General features: G+C 30.7%; 22 protein-coding genes, 1 pseudogene and 1 riboswitch. Of the genes and pseudogenes, 22 read left to right on the forward strand and 1 reads right to left on the reverse strand.

The window, feature by feature from the left end; all coding sequences use genetic code 11:
• Positions 1 to 1,150, forward strand: a 1,150-nt coding sequence (locus tag ACJAX4_RS09545) for a cell wall-binding repeat-containing protein (protein ID WP_435789229.1), incomplete at its 5' end; no start/stop codon positions are given.
• 74 nt (positions 1,151 to 1,224) lie between these two features.
• Complete coding sequence (locus ACJAX4_RS09550) at positions 1,225 to 3,138, forward strand: cell wall-binding repeat-containing protein (protein WP_435789230.1); 1,914 nt, start codon at positions 1,225 to 1,227, stop codon at positions 3,136 to 3,138.
• Between the two features lie 80 nt (positions 3,139 to 3,218).
• On the opposite strand, the gene ACJAX4_RS09555 is transcribed toward ACJAX4_RS09550, so the two are convergent.
• The gene (locus tag ACJAX4_RS09555; RefSeq protein WP_435789231.1) at positions 3,219 to 5,876 is read right to left on the reverse strand and encodes a SpoIID/LytB domain-containing protein; all 2,658 of its coding nucleotides are present in this window, start codon (positions 5,874 to 5,876) and stop codon (positions 3,219 to 3,221) included.
• Between the two features lie 212 nt (positions 5,877 to 6,088).
• Between ACJAX4_RS09555 and asnB the strand changes: the two genes are divergently transcribed.
• The 20 genes and pseudogenes from asnB to ACJAX4_RS09655 all read left to right on the forward strand — a co-directional run.
• Entirely contained in the window at positions 6,089 to 7,930 is a 1,842-nt protein-coding gene (gene asnB / locus ACJAX4_RS09560; RefSeq protein ID WP_435789232.1) for an asparagine synthase (glutamine-hydrolyzing), read from the forward strand.
• Positions 7,931 to 8,193: 263 nt separating this feature from the next.
• Complete coding sequence (locus tag ACJAX4_RS09565) at positions 8,194 to 9,627, forward strand: hypothetical protein (protein WP_435789233.1); 1,434 nt, start codon at positions 8,194 to 8,196, stop codon at positions 9,625 to 9,627.
• Positions 9,628 to 9,740: 113 nt separating this feature from the next.
• Entirely contained in the window at positions 9,741 to 10,259 is a 519-nt protein-coding gene (locus ACJAX4_RS09570; RefSeq protein ID WP_435789234.1) for a DUF6241 domain-containing protein, read from the forward strand.
• A gap of 721 nt (positions 10,260 to 10,980) precedes the next feature.
• A complete protein-coding gene (locus ACJAX4_RS09575; RefSeq protein WP_435789235.1) occupies positions 10,981 to 11,160 on the forward strand; it encodes a hypothetical protein in 180 nt (59 codons plus the stop codon).
• A gap of 311 nt (positions 11,161 to 11,471) precedes the next feature.
• Positions 11,472 to 11,554: riboswitch (cyclic di-GMP riboswitch) on the forward strand.
• Positions 11,555 to 11,608: 54 nt separating this feature from the next.
• Positions 11,609 to 12,277, forward strand: a complete 669-nt coding sequence (locus ACJAX4_RS09580; RefSeq protein ID WP_435789236.1) for a sugar transferase — start codon at positions 11,609 to 11,611, stop codon at positions 12,275 to 12,277.
• A gap of 48 nt (positions 12,278 to 12,325) precedes the next feature.
• Positions 12,326 to 12,892: pseudogene (locus ACJAX4_RS09585) on the forward strand (NAD-dependent epimerase/dehydratase family protein).
• Positions 12,874 to 13,260, forward strand: a complete 387-nt coding sequence (locus tag ACJAX4_RS09590; RefSeq protein WP_435789237.1) for a GDP-mannose 4,6-dehydratase — start codon at positions 12,874 to 12,876, stop codon at positions 13,258 to 13,260. Before ACJAX4_RS09585 ends, ACJAX4_RS09590 begins: the two are co-directional and overlap by 19 nt.
• A gap of 6 nt (positions 13,261 to 13,266) precedes the next feature.
• The gene (locus ACJAX4_RS09595) at positions 13,267 to 14,628 is read left to right on the forward strand and encodes a UDP-glucose dehydrogenase family protein (protein ID WP_435789238.1); all 1,362 of its coding nucleotides are present in this window, start codon (positions 13,267 to 13,269) and stop codon (positions 14,626 to 14,628) included.
• 7 nt (positions 14,629 to 14,635) lie between these two features.
• Positions 14,636 to 15,094 (forward strand): PssD/Cps14F family polysaccharide biosynthesis glycosyltransferase, encoded by a 459-nt coding sequence (pssD, locus tag ACJAX4_RS09600; RefSeq protein ID WP_435789239.1) that lies wholly within the window; start codon positions 14,636 to 14,638, stop codon positions 15,092 to 15,094.
• A complete protein-coding gene (gene pssE / locus ACJAX4_RS09605; RefSeq protein ID WP_435789240.1) occupies positions 15,091 to 15,570 on the forward strand; it encodes a PssE/Cps14G family polysaccharide biosynthesis glycosyltransferase in 480 nt (159 codons plus the stop codon). Before pssD ends, pssE begins: the two co-directional genes overlap by 4 nt.
• Positions 15,571 to 15,604: 34 nt before the next feature.
• Positions 15,605 to 16,453 (forward strand): ATP-grasp fold amidoligase family protein, encoded by an 849-nt coding sequence (locus tag ACJAX4_RS09610; RefSeq protein WP_435789241.1) that lies wholly within the window; start codon positions 15,605 to 15,607, stop codon positions 16,451 to 16,453.
• 87 nt (positions 16,454 to 16,540) lie between these two features.
• The gene (locus tag ACJAX4_RS09615; protein ID WP_435789242.1) at positions 16,541 to 17,608 is read left to right on the forward strand and encodes a glycosyltransferase family 4 protein; all 1,068 of its coding nucleotides are present in this window, start codon (positions 16,541 to 16,543) and stop codon (positions 17,606 to 17,608) included.
• Between the two features lie 5 nt (positions 17,609 to 17,613).
• Positions 17,614 to 18,489 carry an ATP-grasp fold amidoligase family protein gene (locus tag ACJAX4_RS09620; RefSeq protein ID WP_435789243.1) on the forward strand — a complete coding sequence of 292 codons (876 nt, stop codon included), beginning with the start codon at positions 17,614 to 17,616 and terminating at the stop codon, positions 18,487 to 18,489.
• Between the two features lie 30 nt (positions 18,490 to 18,519).
• A complete protein-coding gene (locus ACJAX4_RS09625; RefSeq protein ID WP_435789244.1) occupies positions 18,520 to 19,659 on the forward strand; it encodes an O-antigen ligase family protein in 1,140 nt (379 codons plus the stop codon).
• A 112-nt stretch (positions 19,660 to 19,771) separates the two neighbouring features.
• On the forward strand, positions 19,772 to 20,749 hold the full coding sequence (locus tag ACJAX4_RS09630; protein WP_435789245.1) for a glycosyltransferase family 2 protein: 978 nt from the start codon (positions 19,772 to 19,774) through the stop codon (positions 20,747 to 20,749).
• Positions 20,750 to 20,759: 10 nt separating this feature from the next.
• Positions 20,760 to 22,235, forward strand: coding sequence for a lipopolysaccharide biosynthesis protein (locus ACJAX4_RS09635; RefSeq protein ID WP_435789246.1), 1,476 nt, complete (start codon positions 20,760 to 20,762; stop codon positions 22,233 to 22,235).
• 67 nt (positions 22,236 to 22,302) lie between these two features.
• Positions 22,303 to 23,007 (forward strand): WbqC family protein, encoded by a 705-nt coding sequence (locus ACJAX4_RS09640; RefSeq protein ID WP_435789247.1) that lies wholly within the window; start codon positions 22,303 to 22,305, stop codon positions 23,005 to 23,007.
• A gap of 72 nt (positions 23,008 to 23,079) precedes the next feature.
• Entirely contained in the window at positions 23,080 to 24,171 is a 1,092-nt protein-coding gene (locus ACJAX4_RS09645; protein ID WP_435789248.1) for a DegT/DnrJ/EryC1/StrS family aminotransferase, read from the forward strand.
• Between the two features lie 41 nt (positions 24,172 to 24,212).
• On the forward strand, positions 24,213 to 25,079 hold the full coding sequence (rfbA, locus tag ACJAX4_RS09650; protein WP_435789249.1) for a glucose-1-phosphate thymidylyltransferase RfbA: 867 nt from the start codon (positions 24,213 to 24,215) through the stop codon (positions 25,077 to 25,079).
• Between the two features lie 26 nt (positions 25,080 to 25,105).
• A partial coding sequence (locus ACJAX4_RS09655; RefSeq protein WP_435789250.1) for a YveK family protein occupies positions 25,106 to 25,880 on the forward strand: 775 nt, incomplete at its 3' end.

The following is a 25,880-nucleotide window of genomic DNA, read 5'->3' on the forward strand; positions in this document are numbered from 1 at the left end:
TCCTAGTCTACTTACAAATGGAGAAGTTGCATATTTTAGTGGAACTTCTATGTCTGCCCCTCATGTTTCTGCTGTGGTCGGACTTCTCTACTCTATTAATACTAATATAACTACGATAGATGTAAAGGATATTCTTCATAGTACAAGCACTGATTTAGGTGAAACGGGATATAATACAAAGTTTGGATATGGAAGATTAAGTGCTGCGAGGGCTGCGATAATGGCAGAAGAATCAAATCCTAAGGTGCAAAGATTATCTGGGATTAATAGAATAGAAACTTCTATAGCTATAGCAAAAGATCAATATACGGATAAAGCGCCAGATGCTATTGTACTTGCAACAGCAAATAATTTTGCAGATGCGCTAGCAGGTTCTGGGCTCGCTTATAATTATAATGCACCACTCTTATTAGTTAATAAAACTGTGAATGATAGTAGAAATGTCTTAGATTACATTAAACAAAATTTAACTAAAAACAAAACGATATATGTATTAGGTGGCGTTAGTGCGGTTAGTAACGAAATCTCAGATTATCTAACTTCAGTAGGGTATAAAATAATTAGACTCGGTGGCACGAATCGTTATGATACAAATCAGAAAATAGTTGATAATCTAAATATACTTAAAGGTACTAGTATTGTTATCACTACAGGTGGTGATTTCGCAGATGCACTTAGTATATCAAGTATAGCTGATATTAAGGGCTATCCAATATTATTAAATAGTAAAGAAAATTTATTAGACAACGTTAGCAAATATATAACTAAGATACAACCAAAAGCTATCTATATAATAGGAGGAATAGGTGTACTTAGTGATAATACTTACAAACAAATCAAAAAGCTAAACCCTACAATGCTTGTAGCAAGGCTGGGTGGAAAAAACAGATATGAAACATCAATGAATATAATAGAACATTTTAATCTAACTACAAACTCTATAACTGTTGCTACAGGAAAAAATTTCCCTGATGCATTAAGTGGGTCGGTACTCGCTGCAGGGAAAAATTGTGGTGTATTACTAGTGGATAATAAGGACGTAACTAAACAGATAGATCTTTTAAGTAAACAAAAGATTACGAATCTAATTGTATTTGGTGGTGAAGGCATAATAAGTGATGATATAGCTAACGCATTAGTACAAAAGTAAAATATTAATAGGTATATATGGTACAATTGGCATATTAAATAATTTTTACACGATATAGGGGGAAAATAAATAATATGTTAAAAGGAAAACGACTATTTTTAGGTACTTTAATTGGTATATTTTTGTGTGGAGGTTTAAATTTTACGCCTGTTTTTGCAGAAAATGCTGATATAACAAATACAAGACTGTCAGGAGCTAATAGATATACTACTTCTGCGGATATTAGTAAAGCAGGGTGGATGCAGTCTAATACAGTTATTATAGCAAATGGTCTTGGTTATGCAGATGCGTTAGCAGCATCCTCTTTATCCAAATCAAAGGATGCTCCAATACTATTAACTTCAAAAAACGCAATTAATGCAAGTGTCATAACAGAGATAAAAAGATTAGAAGCTACTGATGCTATTTTAGTTGGTGGTACTGGTGTTATAGCAAATGGAGTAGAGAATCAATTAAAGAATTTGGGAATTAATTTTACTCGAATAGGTGGTACAGACAGGTATGATACTTCTAAAATGGTAGCAGAGGCCATGGGAGTAGATAGTGGTATTATAGTGGCAACAGGGTTGGACTTTCCGGATGCACTATCCATAGCGCCAATTGCAGGTATAAAGTCTATGCCTATACTATTATCACCAAAAGAAACCATGAATCCCAATATAGAGAAATTTATAAAATCAAAAGATATACCTGTCTCATACATAGTTGGACAAACTGATGTTATAGGTTCATCTATAGCTTCAAATTTACCTAACAGCAAAAGACTTGGCGGTAATAATAGATACGCAACTAATCTAGTAATAAACAAAAATTTTGAAGATGATCTAAACTTTGAAACAATTTACTTGGCTACAGGAAGTAACTTTCCAGATGCATTGGCTGGATCAGCCTTAGCAGCTAAAAATAACTCACCAATATTTCTAACTGGTAGAAACTCACTATCTGAGGAAACTATTAATGTTCTAAAAAATAAAAAAGTTAAGAATGTTGTAGTTTTAGGTGGAAGTGATGTAGTTAGTGACAATATTGTTAATGATACAATTAAGAGTATTACTGCTTCTAACGAAACAGGATATGTGTATAACAAAGGGTTAGATACTGACCTAAATGTAAGATCAGCTCCTAATTTAAATAGTAATGTAGTAGGTCATCTATATAACAATGAAAAGATTGAAATTTTGGAAACCGTATATGATACTAGCACAAATGTTTCACAGTGGTATAAAATTGTTTATAAAACTGGCATTGCCTATGTAGCAAAAATATATATACAAGTTTATACTTCACCACCAGATACTGTAGTTGAAATTGCAAAAAATATTAGCAAACAATATGAAGTTGGAAATTCAACTCAAGTTGTAGGAAATTATGATGAACAAGGTTTATCTATTGGGTACCTACAGTGGAATATAGGTCAAGCAACCTTGCAGCATTTACTTAATAGGATGGATAGACAATATAATGATGAAATGAAAACAATTTTTGGGACAAACTATGATGCTATTCATGAGATGATAATGGACAAAAAATTAGAGAATCAACTTGAATGGGCTAAAAGCATCAATGATTCTAATGATGAAATTATTGAATCGTGGAAATCTCAATTTGAAGTTTTATGTAAAAATGAGAATTTTAAAGGTATTGAAGCAGATGCTGAAGTATATTTTGTTAAACAAGCTATGTTTATCTCAGAAAATTACAATATAGAAACAGTAAGGGGATTTGCTCTTGCTTTTGATATTGTGTTACAGAATGGAGGGATAGGTACAGAAGCTATAAAAATTATTGATAGCGCTAAGGCCCAAACCCCTAACATGACTGAAAAGGATCTCCTTAAAGTTATCGCGAATGCTGTAGCAGATACTTCGGATGGTTTAGAAGATGTTATTTCAAGGAAAATGACTATAATTTATGGAGAAGGAATGGTTCACGGAATAACACTTGATTTAGATACAAATTACAAACTAAGCGATAAATACTGGAGATAAACTGTCCATGTAGAATAATTATCTGTCAAAAAAAATCTGACACCATAAGCGGTGTCAGATTTATTTTGTTTAAAATTCAATTATTTTTTTACTAATGATGAAGCTATATTTTCACTTATTACACTGTCTCCACCAAATACTATTACATTGATTATATTTTTTTTGTTTAGAAGTTCCTTTTGTTTAGTTACATTTTTATTGTCAACAAGTAGCACATTAGAATTCAGCCTTGCAGCTAGTACGGAACCACTTAAAGCATCTGGGAAATCTATTCCCGTAGCTACAGCTACAGTATCTGTATTTAAACCAAAGTGTTCTAATATTTTCATTGAAGTTTCATATCTGTTAGCTCCACCTAATCTAACTATATCTATTTTACTATCTAGGCTCTTAATTTCCGTTTCAATGTTAGCACTAAGAGCTCCTGTTCCGCCTATCATATAGATAGTTGTTGGCTGTATGTCAGTTATATAATCACTAACACTATCTTCTAAACTATTTTTACCATTTAGTAATATTGGATAGCCTTTTATATCGGCTATACTTGATATACTAAGTGCATCTGCAAAAGCAGTTCCCGTAGTTAAGACAATACTTGTCTCTTTAGGTATATTCAAATTCTCAACTATTTTTTGGTTTGTTTCATAACGATTGTCACCGCCAAGTCTGATTATTTCATACCCAGTTGTAGTTAGATATTCTGAAATCTCTTCGCTAACGGCGCCAGTTCCACCTAATATATAGATTTTTTTATCTTTAGTTAAATTTGCTTTAATGTAATCTAATATATTTTTGCTTCTATTAACTGTTTTATTAACTAATAAGAGCGGTGCATTGTACTTATAAGCTAGTCCAGAACCTGCTAAGGCATCTGCAAAATTAGTTGCTGTTGCTAGCACAACCGCATCTGGCACCTTATCAGTATATTGCTGCTTTGCAATAGCTATAGAAGTTTCTGTTCTGTTACTCCCGGATAATCTTATTACATTTGTTGCTTTTGAGCTTACGCTAGTTGAAAAGTCACTATAGACTTTAACTGTACCATCCATCCTATATGCTTTAATTTTATAGTAATAAGTGTCATCGGTTGTAAGTCCAACATTAGTATAGCTTGCATCCGCAGTGGATTCTAGTGAAGTGTAGGTTCCTGTACTTGATGTTGACCTGTAAACTTCGTATCCACTGGTTACGACTTCAGGGCTTTTAGTCCATTTAAGCAAAATACTATTATATCCTGTTGTTGCAGTAACTCCTGCTGGTGGCAGATAAGCCTCAACATTAAAATTAAAGGTTTCTGAAGCTTCAAAGGGTATTTCTGAATCTATATCATTAACATATACCTTTAAAGTATAATTACCTGCTTCTGTAGGTTTGTATTGAAGTTTTGAACTGCTAATAAAGTCACTATCATACACAGTAGTACTATTATTTTCTATAACATATTTATATGTCAGTCCTTTTCCAGAACCACCGGATGTAGTTACATTAAAACTTGGATTGTCATAAGTATAGATTTTATTATTATCTACTGAGATAGTATTTATTTTTGATAGTACATTTACTAAAGTTGTGCCATCGTAGTAAAACTTAAGGATATCATCAAAGGTGTGACCGTCGGCAGCTCTATTTTTTGCTCCAATTTGACTCATGCCTATTCCATGTCCCCAGCCTTTTCCATCAAAGGTATATGTATCAGTAGTAGTATTATAAGTTACGTCATATAGAGAACTCTTAAGGTTTAGAAAGGTTCTCGCAGCCTCTTTAGTATAGGTCAATGTATGAAGTACTCCAAGTGGATTACTAAAAATCAAATCAATATTTTTAATTCTGCCACTATCAAATTTAGTAATTGTATCCATATCTATTTTTACAAAAGTATCGTTCAAGTTTAGTGGTAATTTTATTTTGAATAAACCATTTATTTCGCTAGTAGTATATGTCTGATTCCAGACGTAACCACCATCATAACCATCATAGCTATCAGGCTTAGCTTTTAAATAATCTCTTGGTCCCCACCAAACATTTTCAGAGGATTCTGTATATCCACCATCGCTTGCGGAATAATAAGCCGCAACGATACTTTGTCCACTTAATAACAATGTACCTCTAGTAGCATCCACAGCGGCAATTACTTTTTTTATTGATGGATCATAACCTGCATAAACTTGACAACTGGTTGTATCATCAAGATCATAACCTTTTGAACTATACTTACCTATATTAACTATAGCATAATTTCTAGCAGCTACTGCTTGCACTTTTAGTGCTTCAATGGGAAAGCTATTAGACATTTCCTTTCCGACAACACCTTTTAAATAATCTTCTATATATAGGGTATTAATAGGGAGTAATTTAGAAGGCTCAGAGGTGGAGTCAATGTTAAATTCCATTGTTCCTAAATAATAGTTAGAACGACTAGGAGTACTAGAAACTATTTTAATAGTATTTAGAGTAGTTTTAGGGATAAACTCTAAATTATCATAGTTATCTCCATCAAATTCTATGTGAGTTCCTATAACCTTCAAAAGATAACTTGTACCACTTTCATACATAACTCCATTTACGGTATAATCACCACTTAAAGTTATGTTTAGTTGAGGTCTTGCCATACTACTGATACCAATTTTGATATTTTGATTATCATAGTAATTTGAATTTGTGAATGCATAAACATTGCTTCCTAAAATAAAGATACATGCTAGTAAAACAGCTGTAAAAATTTTAATTTTATTCTTCATATTCTCCCCCTTAGTATTACATAATGATGTAATATGATTGTGTAGTTACTGTAAATCTACCCTAAAGCCGACATTATGTCAAGAGTGCATGCGCTATATTACAAAGGAATGATATTTTTATATTAAAGTATGTTACTTAGGATGGAAGCACATTTTTAATTAGATTACATATTATAAGGATGAATGTTTTTTAATTATGGGAGATGATATAAATGTGTGGTATTGCAGGTTTTGTTAATTTATATGCTAACATTGAAAGTGAGCGTGAAATTTTATATAACATGACGGATACCTTGAAAAAAAGAGGACCAGATGACACTGGGTTTTATTTTTCAAAGCATGCAAATTTAGGTCATAGACGTCTTGTGGTAGTGGACCCAAGTGGTGGAGCGCAGCCTATGACAAGAAAAATAGGGGATGATACCTATACTATAGTTTATAATGGTGAATTATATAATACAGAGGAAGTTCGGAAAACATTATTAGATAATGGATTTAGTTTTTCTTCATATTCTGACACGGAAGTGCTTTTAGTAGCTTATATTTTCTGGGGCGAGGAGTGCGTTAAGCATGTAAATGGAATCTACGCTTTCGGAGTTTGGAGTGAAAAGCAGCAAAAGCTATTTTTGGCAAGGGATCCGCTAGGTGTTAAGCCTTTGTTCTATACATTTAATGATAATTCACTAATCTTTGGATCAGAACTAAAGACACTTTTAGCTCATCCAAAAGTTGAGCCAATTGTTGATAAAAAAGGTCTAACTGAGCTTTTTGGATTTGGACCTGCAAGACCACTTGGTAGTGGTATCTTTAAAAATATAAGTGAACTTCCCCCTGCTTTTATCTTAAGTTACGATAAAAATGGCTTTAAAACAAAGGAGTATTGGCAGCTTAGTGCAAAAGGACATGATGAGAACTTATCTACAACCACTGAACACCTACGTCACCTCTTGGTGGATTCAATAGAAAGGCAATTAGTTGCTGATGTACCTGTGTGTACTTTTTTATCAGGAGGGCTTGATTCAAGTGCTATTTCAGCGGTAGCTTCTTCTTATTTCAAAAGAAATAATATGAGTAATTTAAACACCTATTCTATAGATTATGCTGATAATAAGCAGTTTTTTAAACCTACAGAGTTTCAACCCAATACTGATGCTGATTGGATTTATAAGATGGTGGATTATATTGGATCAGATCATCATAATATAATAATTGATACCCCTGAACTTGCATCAGCACTTAAGGATGCGGTTATTTCTAATGATTTGCCAGGAATGGCGGATGTAGATTCTTCATTATATCTATTTTGCAAGGAAGTAAGAAAAAATTCAACTGTTGCACTATCAGGTGAATGTGCTGATGAGCTGTTTGGAGGATATCCTTGGTTTAGACGTGAAGAAGATATAAATTCTACTACTTTTCCTTGGTCAAAATCAGTAAGTGATAGAAAAAGTATACTATCTAATGATCTTCAAAGTCTTCCACTAGAGGAATATGTTCAGGCAAAATATGATGAAAGCGTAGCGCAAGTTCCAAAACTTAAGGGTGAAAGTCAAAGAGAGCATAGAATGAGGGAATTATTCTATTTAAATATAAAGTGGTTTATGGTGACACTGCTTACTAGAAAAGATAGAATGAGTATGGCTAGTGGACTTGAAGTTCGAGTTCCATTTGCAGATCAGAGACTTGTAGAATATGCCTTTAATATACCTATGGATATGAAATATTATAAAGATCGCGAAAAAGGACTTTTAAGAGAATCACTTAAAGGGTTACTCCCGGATGATGTACTTTGGAGGAAAAAGAGTCCTTATCCAAAAACCCATAATCCTAACTATACTATTGCAGTTCAAAAGTGGATGAATAGAATACTTCAAGATAAAAATTCACCAATTCTTCAAATAATTAATAAAGATACGGTTCAGCAAATAGTTGATTCAGGTGGAAATGCCTATGGTAAGCCTTGGTATGGTCAGTTAATGGCAGGGCCTCAGCTTATAGCATATCTAATCCAAGTTGATACTTGGCTTAGGGAGTACAAGGTTATTATTAAATAGGTGTCACCTCTATAATAGGTGAACCCACATGGAAAGTGGCAAGCTAGAAAAAACTACTGAAATATATTTATTTTAGTAGTTTTTTCTGACTTAATAAAACATAATTACTTAATAATTGATATAGCTGACAAGTAAATAGTGCATAAGGCAATAAAAGAGGTTATAATAAAGTGAAGTACTATAATATGTAATAAGTTAAGTATCAGTAGATTACTGAAATAATAAATTTTTACTACAATAACAAAATTAGGGGGACAAGTTAAATGAAATACAGTAGAAAAAGCAGAGCTAAATTGAAAACTAAAGAGCGAATAGTAATCACAACAGTATTAATAACAGTGGTACTTTTAAGTACAAGCGCTTGGATAATCACAAGCAAAGCAGAAGAACAAGCTAAAAATAATGTTACGCTTGCAAGTAAAGAAGTAGCATTACCTGCAGTTTCTAAGCAGAATAGTGTAAATACGATTGCTTATAAACAAGAGGTAGTACCAAAAAAATTATTAAGAATTGAAAAGTTAGCTAATGAGCTAGATGCTAAAAAATCTAAATTGAAAGCAGCTGAAGTAAAAAAAGAAAAAGATAGACTGGCAAATATTGCTGCAGATATACTGAAACAGGAAGAAGCAGAAACTATTAGACTGGCAGAGATTGCTGCAGATAATGCTAAACAAGAAGAAATTGACAGGATAGCCGCTAACAAGGCGAATAAGGCTAAAATAGATGCAGCTTATAAAATAGCAAAAGCGGCATCTGATAAAGCGGAACAGGATAAAATAGATAAACTAGTTAAAATAGAGACAGAAAGGCTAGCAAAAGTAGAAGAGAAAAGGCTTGCCAAAATAGAGGTTGATAGGGTTGCCAAAATAGAAGCAGATAGGCTTGCCAAAATAGAGGTTGATAGGCTTGCCCAGATAGAAGCAGATAGGCTTGCCCAAATAGAAGAGGACAGACTTGCTAAAGTAGAAGCAGAGAGGCTTGCCCAAATAGAAGCAGATAGGATAGAAGTTGAGGATGAAGATGCTAGACAAGCTAAGATAGAGGCAGAGAGATTAGCTAAAATAGAGGCAGAGAAATCAGCTAAAATAGAGTCAGAGAAATCAGCTAAAATAGAGTTAGAGAGATTAGATAAAATAGAAATAGAGAGATTAGCTAAAATACGAGCGGATAAAATAGATAAGGTAGAAATAGATAGACTAGCTAAAATAGACTTAGAAAGACTGAAAGGCTTAGGATTTCAGCAAACAGCAAATGGAGCAAAACTTTCAGCATACTTAAGATCAGAAATTAATGTAAGTATCACATTAAACGAAGCGGTTAGGTTACATAAATTATATCTTCCAGGTGACCCAAACCCAAATGGGAATAATTGTGTCTACTTTTCAAGTCAAGCAATGAGAAATATAGGTGTAAATGTTCCATCAACTATGTGTAATACAAAGGGGTATTTACAGTACCTAAGAAATCATGAATGGGAACCCTCTTATGAAATTAAAAACCTTACGCCAGGGAGTATTGCCTTTACCACTAATACTGGGGCAGGTTATCCAACACACACCTTCGTATTCATGGGATGGGTTAATACCGGAAATTATACTTTGGCATATGTTGCGGACAATCAAGGAAATGAGGTCCATGTACGTAACATGGGAGCAACTAGTGAAACAGACGCGTTTGCTTTTTTTATGCATAATTAATCGATAAATTAATTTGAATCTATAATCCACAATTTGATAAAAAACATTGTATAAATGTGTATCTATGGTATATAATGAAATAAATTACATTATATTACACATGGAGGCTATATATGCATAAAAAATTAACAATTAGATTTATATTGGGTTTTAGTAGTATTATGGCGATTGGAGCAATTATGTTTTTTGTAGCAACATCTAATGGATGGGATTATAAACATTATATGGGTATTAAGCCAGTTATGGCAGAGAATCAAGTAGTAGAAACAAAAGCAAAAGCAAAGACAAAAGAAAATGAAAAAGAAGAGACAAAAGTTTATACCAAATTAGAAGTAGTAACTATGATGCATGAAATGGTTAATACTCTTATAATTGCAGAAGACAACAGGATTTGGGGTAAGAAGGAAGTTGATAAGGAGAGTGTATCAGAATTATTGAATATGATTGAAGCTGCAGAGGATTTCTATGAAAAAGGCATTGTTACTGAAATTGCAAATGATTGGAAAAGGGGTTACTTCGATAATGTAGTTCAAGACCACAATATAGTTTGGGGAATATTGGATGGTACAGTAGGTAAAGCTAGTGAGGAAAACATAGTAGCGGTGGCTGAAGCTAAAGAATACTTGAAATAAGGATATTAAACATAGATTTTAATTGTCGCCTGTAATGGGCGATTTTTTTTGCTTTAAATAAAGTATTTTATGACCTATTAACAAATTATTTAGACAAAACAAACGAAACATAGGTAATTATTACATTTTTAATAGAAAATTGAATTACTATTTTGATATATAATCTTTTATATTTAGTATATAATAGTAGACATACATTACATATTTTGTAATAAAGTTTTTTGGAAGCAATGAAATGTATTCTAAATTGGTCACTTTGAATACGCTGAGCTAATAGTGAACCCACTCCATTTTTAATGTAAGGGGGAGATTTCTTGTTACTAATAATTTAAACGTTGCGTTCACTTGTAATGAAGAATTAATAATATCTAATTAAGGAACTAGAAAAACATAACGTTTAATGGCGTTATGTTTTTTATTTAATTTCACATTAGGTGTGACTGGGATGTGACTAACATAAGTATCAACCGTAATTGACATGATACTATTAATCAATGGGAAATTAGATGAATTAAAATTTCAGCTGCCAACTAGTCACATTCGCCCATGGAACATACATAAACTATTATAAGATATAAAAGTTGCCTTGAGTTTTTAATGCTGATGGAAGAGGCGGTAATAAAGGGAACACCCAAGGGTAGAAAAATTGAGTTTCCCACGTGGGTTGGGGAAGAGAAAAAGGAATAATTTGGTTATAGGGTCTCTATAGAGGAGGTTCATTATGATAAGGCTAGTTTGTAAAAAATGTGCTCATATTTGGTACACGTCTAACACGAGTATTAATCAGGAGTGCGACGAGTGTGGGGCAATATTAATTGAGCTTGGGATAGATGCTAAAGATATTGAAAATACACCAGAAGTGCTTTGTGTTGGTAGTAATGTTACTATAGGAAAAAGATGAATTAAGGGTAACACAGTATTTTAGTATTAAAGCCATTGCGTTTTATATAAAATAGAGAAGAGATAGAATTTGCAAAAATCAAATTCTATCTCTTTATTATTTTTGTAAACAAGATGTGTAATTAACTATATTATGGAATTCAATGATTTTATAAAAATATGAAAAGATTAATACAGATTTTGCATATAGTTATAAACGGTTGGCAACAGGGCATAAGATAGGGAATAAAGAGGAATATTTTAATGGGAATTTAGTTGTAAACATTAGTAAGGTAGTGCATAAGATAATAAGAGAAACATTCTTTTAGCAATAAGTATTTTGGAAGCTATGATACATATTCTTATTTGGTCACTTTGAATATGATGAGCTAATAGTGAACCCACTCCATTTTCATAGAGAAATCTATGATAATGGAGTTTTTTTATTATAAAAGAAGGGAGGGGTATAGATGCAACAATTGGGAGAAAATTCAAGAGTTATAGAGGCAGATATAGTTAGTGAATATAAGAAAAATATAGGATATTTAATTATCAAAAGAGTAATTGATATTATAGGTGCTTTATGTGGAATTATATTTTTAAGTCCGGTGATGATTGTGGTTGGCATTTGGATTAAGTTAGATTCAAAGGGAGTTATTTTTTTTATTCAAAATAGAGTTGGAAAAGATGGTAGAGAGTTTATGATGTATAAATTTAGGTCTATGTGTACAGAGGCAGAGTTTTTTTTAGATAGACTTCAAGATAAAAATGAAATGTCAGGTCCAATGTTTAAAATCAAAGAAGATCCAAGAGTAACTAAAATAGGAAGATTTATAAGAAAGACAAGTATAGATGAGTTACCTCAACTTTTTAATATATTAAAAGGAGAAATGTCAATTGTGGGGCCAAGACCAAGCTTACCAAAAGAAGTAGCACAGTTTACCTCCTTTCAAAAACAAAGATTAATCGCAAAACCTGGCTTAACCTGTTACTGGCAGATAAGAGGAAGAAGTGATGTTAGTTTTGAGGAATGGATGAAGATGGATGCTAAGTATTTAGAGGAAAGAAATACATGGATAGATATTAGACTTATATTTATGACAATAAGAGTGTTAATTGGAGACGAAGGAGCCAGGTAGGAACAGGTGAGAATGGGTTTTAATTTAATTAGTAAAGGAGCATCATAGATGAGAGTGTTAGTAACTGGGGGAGCAGGCTTTATAGCTTCACATATTGTGGATGAGTTAATTAAATTAAAGCATCATGTATGCATAGTAGATAATTTATCTGCTGGGAATGAAGAAAATATAAATCAGAAAGCTATATTTTATAAATATAGTATAACAGATATGGAAAAATTGAAATTGGTTTTTGAAGTAGAGCATCCGGAAGTAGTAATACATCATGCAGCACAAATAAATGTACGAACTTCACTTAGTAAACCTTGATTTGATGCAGAAAATAATATAGTGGGAACTATTAATATATTAGAATGTTGCAGAGAGTTTGGGATTAGAAAGATGATATAACCTTCTTCAGCAGCAGTATACGGAGATCCAAAGTATCTACCTGTAGATGAAAATCATCCCATTGACCCAATATCTTTTTATGGGATTTCAAAACATACACCAGAACATTATATAAAAAATTATGCACAATTATACGGTCTTAAATATACTATATTTAGATATGCAAATGTATATGGTATAAGACAAGACCCTAATGTGAGGGTGGTGTGGTTTCAATTTTCATAGAAAAATTATTGAATAATGATACCGCATTTATATTTGGGGATGGTGAGCAAACTAGAGACTTTATTTATGTTAAAGATATAGTACGTGCGAATATGCTTGCTTTGCATAAAGGTGATAATGAGCTTCTTAATATAGGTACTAATAAAGCAGTGACTGTAAATGAATTATTTAAAGTTATTAAAAATATTTCTGGAAGTAACGTCGAGGTAATTCATAAAGAAGAAAGAACAGGGGATATACTTCATAGTTATTTGGATAATAAGAAAGCTCAAGAAAAGTTAGGTTTTAGAGTTGAAATTAATATAGAAGATGGTATTAGGGAGACCGTCCAGTATTACATGGAATTACTAACTAATAGAATGAGGTGAAATTGGATGAATATTGTTGTAGCAGGAATAGGCTATGTTGGGTTAGTTACAGGTGTTTGTCTATCGGAAATTGGGCATACGGTTACCTGTTTAGATGTAGATAAAAATAAAATTAATATGATGAAACAGGGAATATCTCCAATATACGAACCTGGATTAGAAAAGCTATTAAAAAGAAATTATGAAGCTAAAAGATTAATATTTACTACAGATTATAAAAGTTCATATAGAAATGCAGAAGTAATTTTTATAGGGGTTGGTACTCCAGAGAGAGAAGACGGTTCAGCAAATTTAGATTATGTATTTAAGGTGGCAAGGCAGATAGCAGAAAACACTGAGAGTGATTGCCTTGTAGTTATCAAATCAACAGTTCCAATAGGGACAAATGACGAAGTAGAAGTATTTTTAAAGGACAATATTAAGAATAATATTGTTATAGAGGTTGCATCAAATCCAGAGTTTTTATCACAGGGAACTGCTGTCAAAGATACATTATATGCTAGTAGAATAGTATTAGGAGTTGAAACAAGAAAAGCTAGGGATGTATTAGAAAGCATTTACGAAAAATTTAATCAACCTATAGTTGTAACAAATAGAAGAAGTGCCGAAATGATAAAGTATGCTTCAAACGATTTTTTAGCTTTGAAAATTTCATTTATAAATGAAATAGCAAATTTTTGCGAAATAGTAGGGGCTGACATAGAAGATGTAGCAAAAGGAATGGGCTATGATTCAAGAATAGGAAATAAGTTTTTAAAAGCAGGTATAGGGTATGGAGGTTCGTGTTTTCCTAAAGATACAAAAGCACTTCACTGGCTTGCAAATGATAATGGATATGAAATAAAAACAATAAAAGCAACAATAGAAGTGAATGAAAATCAAAAATATAAAATATTTAGAAAAGCAAAACAAAGATTTGGAAGCTTAAAGGGTTTAAAAGTTGCTATTTTAGGGCTAACTTTTAAACCAGATACAGATGATTTAAGAGAAGCACCATCAATACCTAATGTAAGAAAATTATTAGTTGAAGGTGCGAATATTTATGCTTATGATCCAGTAGGAATAGAAAATTTTAAAAAGATTTTCCCGAAGGAAGTGACTTACGTAAGAAGCCCTCAGGAAGCATTAAAAGATGCTGACATTGCATTTATATTAACAGAGTGGAATGAAATTAAGGATATAAGATTGGATTCATATGAAAAATTAATGAAGACCCCTATAATATTTGATGGTAGAAACTGCTATGGAATAGCTGAAGCAGAAAAAAGAAATATAGAATATTATTCTGTAGGAAGAAAAGCGGTTTTAAATTATAAAGAGGCTGCATTAGAAGAAGTTGCAGTAAGTTATAGGAATAAGGGGGTTTAAGGTAATTGTGAAAAAAATATGTTTTATTGCTTCAACTGGGGGTCATTTCGAACAGCTAATGATGCTTAAGCCTCTTATGATAAAATATAACAGTTTTATGGTTACCGAGAAAACTAAATATGATACAAAGAGTGTAGATATTAATCAGTACTATTTAATTCAAGTTAATAGACGAGAACTTACTTTTATCTTGAAAATGTTCATAAATATAATAAAATCTTTAATAATATTTTTGAAAGAAAAACCTGATATAGTAATTTCAACAGGTGTTTTAGCAACTATACCCATGTGTATAATTACTAAAGTATTTAAGAAAAAATTGATATATATAGAATCCTTTGCAAAAATTAATTCACCTACCTTAACTGGAAAATTATTATATAAATATGCAGATGCATTTTATATTCAGTGGGAAGAGTTAATAAAATTTTATCCCACTGCTATATATAAGGGGGGGATATATTGATATTTATAACTTTAGGTTCACAGAAATTTCAGTTTAATAGATTATTAATAGAAGTAGATAGGCTAGTGGTCAGTGGGAAAATAGAAGAAGAAGTATTTGCACAGATTGGATATAGCGATTATAGGCCCCAAAACTATGATTTTAAAGAATTTTTAAATAGAGATGAGTTTTTAGACATGATGAATAAGTGCGATAAAGTTATAACTCATGGTGGAACTGGAGCTATTGTAGGGGCAGTTAAGCAACAAAAAAAAGTGATAGCAGTGCCGAGACTAAAAAAATTTAAAGAACATGTAGATGATCATCAACTGCAAATAATAACGGAATTCGTAAATATGAACTTTATAAAATCTGTTAAGGATATTAAAGATTTGGAAAATGTTATTTTGGATATAGAATTCTTAAGTTTAAAACATTATGATTCAAATACCAATGTTATATTGAATTCAATTGAAGAATTTATAAATAGAGGATGAGAACATTATTATTTGGAATAAAGGGGGATGATGCATGAAAAAAGTATTAAGAAAACTGGGAAGATTTTTACCAACAAAGTTAGTTTTATATATAGATTATGGTAGGAGTTATAAAAAGATATTAAATCTTAATAATCCTAAGTACTATGGAGAGAAAATCCAATGGATTAAATTAAATGGTAAACTTGAGAAATATGGACAGTTTGTAGATAAATATAAAGTCAGAAAATTTATAGAAGACCGAATTGGAAAAGAATATTTAAATGAAATATATGGTGTGTATAGTGAACCAGAGGAAATTGATTTCAATAAGTTACCAAGAAAATTTGCAATTAAAATGACCAATGGTACGGGTGGGAATATAATATGTAAAGACAAAAGTAAATTAGATATTGAGAGTGCAATTCGAACATTAAAAAAATGGCAAAGAGAAAAATTTTATAAGTATACAAAAGAAATGCAGTATAAGAATGTTGAATCTAGAATAATATGCGAAGAGTATTTGGAAGATGAAACAGGTAGTTTAAGAGATTATAAGTTTCATTGTACTAAAGGTAAGGTTCATCTTATAGAGGTACATACTGATAGATTTACGGATTATAAGATGAATTTTTATGATGTGGATTGGAATGATTATGGCGTGTCTCTATGTGGATCTAAAAGTGTTGATTATATAAAAAAGCCTTCTAATTTACAACAATTGATTAGTATATCTAAAATATTATCAAAAGATTTTCCTTATGTTAGAGTTGATTTATATTCAGTAAGAGGAAAAATATATTTCGGAGAATTAACTTTTACAACAGGGAATGGTACTGATCCATGGTATCCATTAAAAAAAGATATAGAAATAGCTAAAATAATAAATATTAATGATTACTAAAACAACAGATGATAATTTTTTTAATATATTTGAAGTGCTAACATATAATAAAACAAATGAAATAATTTACAGTTAAAGGATGATGTTATGAAAATAATAATGGTATGTCCACATAAAGACAAGGTTAAAGGTGGCATGTCGACTGTAATAAAAGGTTATTATAATTCTGTTTTAGTTAATAAATATGAGTTTATATTAATTAATACAGTAATAGATGGTTGTAAATTTATCAAGTTGTTATGTTTTTTTTATTCATACGCAAAAATGATATTTTGCTTAATGTTTATTAATATTGATGTAGTACATGTACATGTAGCTTCAAGAAAAAGTTTTTATAGAAAATCCTTTTATATCAAATTAGCTAAAGTATTTAAAAGAAAAATTGTATTACATATGCATGGTGGGGGATTTGATACTTTTTATTGGAAAGAGTGTAACGATAAAAAAAGAAAAAAAATAACAAGGATTTTGAATATGGGTGATGTAATAATAGCATTAGGGCAATCATGGAAGTCCAAGATTTCAAAGTACAGTTCCGCTAGCATTTCAGTTATATATAATTCAGTTAATGTAGAAAATCAAAATTTATATAATAAAAATTCTAAAAATGTATTATTTTTAGGGAGGTTAGAGAAACAGAAAGGTATATTCGATTTAATAAAAGCTGCTCAATTTATTATAAAACAAGATAAGGATATAAATTTTTTAATAGCAGGGAATGGAGATTTGTCAAAGATAATGGAGGTATTAAAGGATAAAAAAATAAAAGAAAATTTTAAACTATTAGGGTGGGTAAATTCTTATGAGGTGAAAAAATTATTAAAAGATTCAATGGCTTTTGTACTTCCATCTTATAATGAAGGAATGCCTATGTCTATTTTAGAAGCCATGTCTTTTGGTGTGCCAGTTATATCTACGAATGTCGGTAGTATACCTGAGATAATTAAAAATAGAATAAATGGGTTTTTGATAAAACCAGGAGATATAAAGGGTATAAGCAAATCCATTTTATATATAAATAAAAATTACAATAAAAAAATTAAAATTAGCAATAAGAATTTTGAAGACGTAAGCGAAAAATACAGTAATGATGTTAATTACAAAGCTTTATCTGATATATATGATTCCTTATTAATAAGGGTTAAAGTGAGGTAATAAAAATGAAAAAAATCAAAAAAATATTAAGAAAGTTTGGAAGGTTTCTACCGACCAAATTGGTTCTATATATAGATTACGGAAGAAGTTACAGAAGGATATTAAATTTAAAGAAACCTATTTACTTTGGAGAGAAAATTCAATGGATTAAATTTAATGGTAATCTTGAAAGATTTGGTAAATATGTAGATAAGTATCAGGTAAGAAATTATGTACAGGAGCAAATAGGTAATAAATATTTAAATGAAGTATATGGCGTATATAAATATCCAGAAGAAATAGATTTTAACAGCTTGCCTAAAAAATTCGTAATTAAAATGACTAATGGCACTGCTGAGAATATAATATGCAAGGATAAAAACAAATTAGATATAGAAAGCACAATTAAAACATTAAGTAAATGGAAAAAAGAAAAGTTATATAAATGTACAAAAGAAATGCAATATAAAAATGTAGAATCTAGAATAATGTGTGAGGAATATTTAGAGGATGAATCAGGATCATTAAAAGATTATAAGTTTCATTGTAGTAATGGAAAAGTTCATATGATAACTGTATATACGGATAGATTTATAGATAATAAGCATAACTATTATGATTTTGAGTGGGGGGATTATGGAATTACAGGTATGTTTAAAAAAGTCGATTATATAAAAAAACCTGGAAATTTGGATGAAATGATTAATATATCTGAAATTCTATCAAAGGATTTCCCGTATGTTAGAGTTGACTTGTATTCAGTAAAAGGGAAAGTATATTTTGGAGAACTAACTTTAACTCCATCAAATGGAACTAGACCGTATTATCCAATAGAAAAAGATATTGAACTTGCTAAAATGATAAATATTAATGATTATAAGGTAGATTTGCCCTTTAGATAAAATTAAAAAGATGAAATAGAGGATGTGTATATGCAGAAGTTGTTGTTTTACTTGATAGTACTTAGACCGTTATTTAGAATATTTTCAGATAAAATAGAAATACTTTCAGACATTAACTCCATTGGTGTGTTGGTACTAGCTGTTGTAATTTTATTTTTTGAAAGAAAATTCAAGAGCATGGATCTTTTATGTTTGATTTATATAGTTATTTTAAGTGCTATTTCATTAATATCAGCAGAGAATATTAATTTCGCAATAAAAGATCCTTATTGGTTAATAATTGCAATACTAATGTTAATATTCGCAAGGAGCAAGGGGATATTAGAAGACTTCAGGAGATTTATTGTAGTTAATAATAAACTAATTAAGTGGGAACTTATTATTATAAATTTGATTTTGTTGTTATCTTTCTTTGATAGTAGCTGCTATGTTGCAAAATGGGGTGGAGGAAAATACTTTACATCATATGCTGAAGGGCCTCATCCGTTGGGTGCATTAATGATATTAACAATAGTTATTACATTAACATTGTCAAAAGTAACTAAAAGCAAAAAAATATATTTACTTCTTATAATACCAAGCATAGCTGTCCTTTTAACAGGTGCAAGAATTATGCTTGTAACACTTATAGCATTATATCTAACAATTGTAAAATTAGATATAAAATCTTTCAGTAGACTTACAGTTATAAGTATTATAATGTTTTTTTTTAAGGATATTTTTAAAAAGCTACCGAGTATAAATAAATTTTTATTGCAATCATCAACAGGGGATATAAGTAGTGGAAGATTTGAATTTTGGATGGTTGATATACAAGGTTTTTTAGATTCAGATTTACTTAATAAATTTATAGGAAGCGGATTTGATTACCCATATCTTTTAAATTTCAGAACAAGAGGTGTATATATATGGGCCCACAACGATATTATAAATTTAATTTTATCAATTGGTATTATAGGCTTAACAATTTATTTGTGTTTTATAATCAAATACTGTATTTACATAAATAAAAATTTAAACGTATTCAATTTTGCTGCTTTTATTATGTTTTTTTTAGGGAGTATGTGTGTAAATGGATTTTACAATTATAGTGATTTTGCAATATCTGTATCGGTATTATCTGTATGCATAATGTCAAATAGTAATATTAACATGAGTAAAAATGAATAGTTGTTAGGGGGATATTATAAGAGTAAAAGATAAAATTTTATTTAATGTTATAATATAGCAAATAAAATTATGGAAAACTAACTTGATTATGATTTTAAGAGGATGTGAAAGAATGGATGAAGTATTAGTTAGTATAAGTTGTATTTCATATAATCACGAAAAATATATTGCAGAGGCTATAGAGGGTTTTTTAATGCAAAGGACAAATTTTGATTTTGAAATACTTATTCATGATGATGCCTCAATAGATGGAACTCAACAAATAATTAAAAAATATCAAAACAGGTATCGGGATTTAATTAAACCAATATTGCAAACCGAAAATCAATATTTAAAAGGAGTTAAGGAAGTAGATTATATATTTAATCATACCAGAGCTAAAGGGAAATATATTGCTATATGTGAAGGGGATGATTATTGGACAGATCCATGTAAACTTCAAAATCAAGTTGATTATATGCAAAACAATCCGGAGTGTAGCATGTGTTTTCATGCGGCAGATGTGGTTAATGATTGCAAAGGTAAAATAGATGTAGTTAAACCTTATAGTGAAAATTGTATTTCTGAAACAGAAGATATAATTTTAGGTGGTGGTGGATTTATAGCAACTAATTCAATTTTATATAGAAAGAGCGCGATGAACAATGCACCAGATTTTTACTTTAATGCGCCTGTAGGAGACTATCCGTTGCAAATTTTATCTTCAACTAAAGATTATGCCTACTATATAAATAAATTTATGTCGGTATATAGGGTGGGAGTGGTAGGATCTTGGTCAAACCGCATGAGATTAGCAAAGGATAAGGATGCAAATTATATAAATCTAAATAAGAGAATTATTGATATGTTAAATGAATTTAATGAGTATTCAAATAAAAAGTATTCCAATGTGATAGATAAAACAATACTGAATAGTGAGTTCAAAATTTTAAAATTGGAGAAAAAAATAAAAATGCTTCAGCTACCAAAGTATAAATCTATTTATGATTATTTGGGCATGAAAGAAAAGACGAAGATTTATGTGAACTGCTATTTTCCAAATATATATCGGAAATTAGCAAGTCTTAGCCGGAAGAAATATAATTATTAGGGGTATATAAATGGAAGAGAAACGTTCTTTAAAAAGTAAAACTGTATCGGCATTATTCTGGAGTTTTTCAGATTTATTAGCTGGTCACGGAATAAAATTTATTATACAAATCATTTTAGCAAGGTTATTGGTACCTAAGGATTTTGGTATTATAGGGATGATTACGGTATTTATAGCTGTTTCACAATCAATTATTGATAGTGGGTTTAGCAATGCACTAATTAGAGAAAAGGAATGTAGTCAAGAGGATTTTTCAACTGTATTTTATTTTAACTTGGGTATGGCAGCTATTCTCTATATCATACTATTTTTCACCGCAGAGGCTATTAGTAGTTTTTTCAAAGAACCTCAACTTGTATCTATAATAAGGGTTCTTGCACTGGTGCTAATTATTAATTCTTTTGGATTAATACAAAAAACCATATTGATTAAGAAGATTGATTTTAAAACCCAGACAAATGTAAGTCTTATTTCATCTATAGTGTCAGGTGTTATAGCAGTTATATGTGCATTTTGGGGTTTAGGGGTATGGAGTTTAGTTATTCAAACTTTATTAATGCAGTTTATAAAATCCTTGCTTTTAAGTTTATCAAATAGATGGATTCCTTCTTTAATTTTTAATATAGATTCTTTTAGGAAGTTATTTAGTTTTGGATGGAAACTATTAGTTTCTGGGTTGATTAATACATTATATAACAATTTATATTTATTAATTATAGGTAAAGCATTTTCAGCGGTAGCCCTTGGCTATTACACAAATGCTCAAAAGCTCAGCGATACGGCCTCTCAGTCTATGACAACTACGGTACAAAAGGTCAGCTATCCTGTTCTTAGTAGTATAAAAGAAGATGAGGATAAACTAAGAGCTGCTTATAAGAAGATTATTAAGACAACTATTTTCATTACTTTCCCTTTAATGATGGGGTCAGCTGCAGTGGCAGATCCTCTTATAAGATTACTCTTTGGTGAGAGATGGATAAACTCCATCGCATATTTTCAAATAGCATGTTTTACAGGAATGTTATATCCTCTTCATGCTATCAATTTGAATATATTACAGGTTAAGGGAAGATCTGATTTGTTCTTAAAATTAGAAATTATTAAAAAAGTAATTGGGATATCTTTAATAGCAACAATTCTATTTTTAAAACTTGGTATTATAGGATTACTTTGGGGTTCAGTTTTAAGCTCATTTATTTCGTATTTTATAAATTCATATTATTCTGCTGAATTGCTCTCCTATTCAACAATGCACCAAATTAAGGATGTAACTCCTGTATTTATCATATCTGTATTCATGGGGACAGTTGTTTATTTTAGCGGTGGAATACTTACAAGTAATAATTTAATTAAACTAATAGCTCAATTTATAATAGGTGTAGTAATCTACGTAGGTGTATGTAAATTTGTGAAAATAGAGGAATTAAATACTGTTTATAAATTATTAGGTGACATAGTAGGGAGATTAAAAAAAAACAATAAATAACAACCAAACATAATTTTTAATGACATTTCAGAAGAGTGTAAAAGAATCAAAATTTGGGGGGATATACTTGAAAATCGCAATAATGCAACCTTATTTATTTCCTTACTTAGGATATTTCCAATTGATGAATGCGGTTGATAAATATGTTATATATGATGATGTGCAATATATCAGTAGAGGTTGGATAAATAGAAATAATTTATTAGTTAATGAAAAGCAACACTTATTTACAGTTAGTGTAGAAAAAGATGAACAATATAAATCAATAAATGAAAGGTATTATTGTTCTAAAACTTTTGATAAGGAAATACAGAAATTTTATAGTAGCTTAACAATGTGGTACAAAAAAGCAATATATTTTGATGAGGTATTTGAATTGGTTCATAAAATTTTTCAATACGATGAATTAAATGTTGCTGAATTTAATTCTAATTTATTAAAAGTTATCTGCCACTATATGGGAATTAGTAATGAACTTATTAAATCATCTGAAATTGTTAAAAATAATGATTCAAGGGGAGAGGACAAAATACTAGAAATAAATAAGATGCTAAAGTCCTCGGAATATATAAATGCAATTGGCGGAGCAGAATTATATGATAGAGATACCTTTGAAAAAAACAATATTAAGTTGAATTTTATTAAAACTTTAGAGGTACAGTATAAGCAATTTAACAATGTATTTGTCCCTAACTTATCAATTATCGATGTATTAATGTTTAATTCAAAAGAAGAAATAAAACAATTGTTAAATAAATATGAGTTGGTGTAAATATGTTGATAGTGAAAATGGGATGATATAAATAAAGTTTAAATGATTAAAATAAGAAGGTGTGTGGATAATATGGCTATTCAAGTAACTCGATCTTCAATGCCAGATTTTGAGGAGTATATAGAAGAAATTAAAGATCTATGGGAAAGTCATTGGCTAACTAACATGGGTACAAAACATAAACAATTAGAGGTGGCGTTATTGCAGTATTTAAATACTCCTAATATTACGCTTTTTACCAATGGCCATCTTGCATTAGAGAGTATAATAGCCGCTTTTAATCTTACTGGGGAAGTTATTACAACTCCTTTTACTTTTGCATCCACAACCCACGCAATAGTAAGAAATGGTTTAGAACCAGTATTTTGTGATGTGAATCCTCATGATTACACTTTAGATGTGGACAAGATAGAGGGTTTGATAACAGAAAAAACATCGGCTATTATACCAGTTCATGTTTATGGAAATATTTGCGGCATGACAAAAATTGAAGCAATAGCAAAAAAATATAACTTGAAAGTTATTTACGATGCAGCTCATGCTTTCGCTGTAACAGTAGATAGCATAAGTATTGCTAATTTTGGAGATGCATCTATGTTTAGCTTTCATGCTACAAAGGTATTTAATACTATTGAAGGTGGAGCATTAGTATATAAGAATAGAAAATTATGTAAAATTCTATCGGATTTAAAAAACTTTGGGATTACAGGACCAGAGTCCACAGAGTATGTTGGAGGAAATGCTAAAATGAATGAATTTCAAGCAGCTATGGGTATTTGCAACCTTCGTCATGTAGATAGAGAGATTGAAAAGCGAAAAGCTGTAGTAGAAAGATATGTTGAAAGATTAAGTGGTATTAATGAAATTAAATTGTGTAAACAGCAAATAGGAGTTAAGAAAAACTATGCTTACTTACCGGTAGTATTCGATGGATACAAGCTATGCCGTGATGAGGTGGATGAGAAACTTAAGGCGTCGAAAATATTTGCTCGAAAGTATTTTTACCCACTAACTAATAATTTTGAATGCTATAAGGGTAGATTTAATGTTGAAAAGACACCTGTTGCAAAATATATTGCAGACAGGGTACTTACATTGCCTCTATATGCTGATTTAAGTTTGGGCGATGTGGACATGATTTGTGACATTATATTAAATAATTAACTTTATTATATTAATCTATTTAAGAAATTGGGGGTTACGATATGAAAGGTATAATTTTAGCAGGAGGAAAAGGAACACGCCTGTATCCCATGACACAGGCAGTTTCAAAACAACTTCTCCCTATATATGATAAACCACTTATTTATTACCCATTATCAGTTCTTATGTTGGCTGGCATTGGAGAGATACTAATCATTTCAAGCCCAGAAGATATTTTAGCCTATGAAAAGCTACTAGGCGATGGTTCAAGACTTGGTATTAAATTTACTTATAAAGTGCAGGATACTCCAAGGGGACTTGCCGATGCATTTATATTAGGTGAAGAATTTATCGGCGAGGATAGTGTATGTTTAATACTTGGTGATAATGTGTTCTATGGTCAAGATTTAACAAGAGTGCTTAATGATGCCAAGAAATTAGATAAAGGTGCATTAATTTTTGGTTATCCAGTTAAAGATGCACGCTCTTTTGGTGTAGTGGAGTTTGACAAAAATAAAAAAGTAATATCAATTGAAGAGAAACCACAGAAGCCGAAATCAAACTACGTAGTTCCAGGACTTTATTTTTATGATAATCAAGTTATTAAGATAGCAAAAGATATAAAACAATCTGCTCGTGGAGAATTAGAGATTACAGCTATTAATAATATGTATTTAGAAAAGGGTGAATTGAATGTAACACTACTTGGACGTGGGATGGCTTGGTTGGATACAGGATCACCAGAAGGAATGCTTAAGGCTGCTGAATATGTTGAGGCGATTCAGTCAAGGCAGGGGTTTTACATATCTTGCTTAGAGGAAATTGCATGGCGTAGAGGCTTTATTAACGCGGAGCAGTTAAAAGCAATTGGTGAAAGCCTTAAAATGACTGACTATGGTCAGTATATACTGTCTTTATTAAATGAATAACAATAGTAATTAAGTGGAGGCATATGGTGAAAGAAGATAATTATATGGGGTTAACGGATTTTTTTGAAATAATTAGAAAAAGAATTATTTTTATATTACTATTAACAATTGGCTTAACGCTTTCGACTGGTATTTTTAATTTTTATATACTTAAGCCTATATATGAGGCTAACTGTACTGTCATTATTGGCAAGGATAGTATCGATAAGATTACTCAAAATGAAGTAAAAATGTATCAGGATTTAATAAAGACCTACAGTAAGATTGGAAGTTCAAGGGTAGTAGCTGAAAATGCTATTAGAAAGTTAGATTTAAGCACACCTATCAAAGAATTTATGTTAAATGTAAGTATTACACCTGAAAGTGATACTCAAATAATAGAAATATCGTATAAAAGTAATGCCGCAGAAACAGCCTCAGATGGAGCTAACGCTTTATCACAGGCTTTTGTTGAAGAATCTCAAAACCTTTTACCCTCAGGAAGTGTAAAAATAATAGACACGGCTTTAATTCCTGAAGAACCTATATCTCCTAACAAAAAATTGAATATCTCTATCGGTTTTATGCTTGGAATAATTCTATCACTTGGGCTAGTGTTCTTAATTGAATACTTAAATAACACAATTAAAAACGAGGATGATATAGAACGGCATCTACAACTACCTACTATAGGATTAATTCCGAAACAAAATAAAATGGTGAGTATTATTGTAGAAAAAGAACCGAAAGCTCCAATTACAGAAGCATTTAAATCCATGAGAACAAATTTGTTGTTTTCCATGGAAAACAGATCGGAAGAGC

This window comes from Clostridium sp., from assembly GCF_051278035.1.
Lineage (GTDB): Bacteria > Bacillota > Clostridia > Clostridiales > Clostridiaceae > Clostridium_AD.